Origin of the sequence: Pseudarthrobacter sp. NamE5, from assembly GCF_005796225.1 — a bacterium.
Classification (GTDB): Bacteria; Actinomycetota; Actinomycetes; order Actinomycetales; family Micrococcaceae; genus Arthrobacter.
This window is the reverse complement of record NZ_VAHO01000034.1, coordinates 1-935: the sequence shown is the minus strand read 5'-3', so window position 1 is coordinate 935 and position 935 is coordinate 1. Positions and strand designations below refer to the sequence as shown.

Genomic DNA, 935 nt, shown 5'->3' with positions numbered 1-935 from the left:
CAGAACTACCTGTCGGTGGACCGGGACCTGGTCCTGGCCTACAAGGAATCCCCTGCTGGCCAGCTGATCCACCCCGGCATCAACGAAGCAGGCGCCGTGGCAGCATTCACCGCCGCCGGCACCGCCTACGCCACCCACGGCGTGCCCCTGGTCCCGGTCTACGTGTTCTACTCCATGTTCGGCTTCCAGCGCACCGGCGACGCCTTCTGGGCAGCAGCGGACCAGATGGCCCGCGGCTTCATTATCGGCGCCACCGCAGGACGGACCACCCTCACCGGCGAAGGCCTCCAGCACGCCGACGGCCACTCCCCCCTGCTCGCCTCCACGAATCCGGCAGTGCTCACCTACGACCCCGCCTACGGGTACGAAATGGGCCACATCGTCCGCGACGGCCTCGAGCGGATGTACGGCCCGGACAGCACGGACAAGAACCTCATGTACTACCTCACCGTGTACAACGAACCAATCGTCCAGCCCGCCGAACCGGAGAACCTCGACGTCGAAGGCGTCATAAAGGGCATCTACCTGCTCAACCCGGCAAAGATTGACGGTCCCCGCACCCAGCTGCTCGCCTCCGGCGTGTCCGTGCCCTGGGCCCTGGAAGCCCAGCGCATCCTCGCCGAGGACTGGTCAGTCTCCGCCGACGTCTGGTCCGTCACCTCCTGGAACGAACTGCGCCGCGACGGCCTCGCCGCCGAAGAGGAAGCCTTCCTCAACCCCGGCGAGCCCGCCCGCGTCCCCTTCGTCACCCAGCAGCTCGAAGGCGCCACCGGCCCCGTCGTCGCCGTGTCCGACTACATGAAAGCCGTCCCGGACCAGATCCGCCAATTCGTCCCCAACGAATTCGCCACCCTCGGCGCCGACGGCTTCGGCTTCTCCGACACCCGCGCCGCAGCCCGCCGCTTCTTCAAGAACGACACCCACTCCATCGTGGT

Annotated in this window: 1 pseudogene; it reads left to right on the top strand. The window is 67.3% G+C overall.

The annotated features are described in order from the left end of the window. Window positions 1-935 (top strand): annotated as a pseudogene (locus tag FDW84_RS18960) (pyruvate dehydrogenase (acetyl-transferring), homodimeric type); the annotation flags it as partial.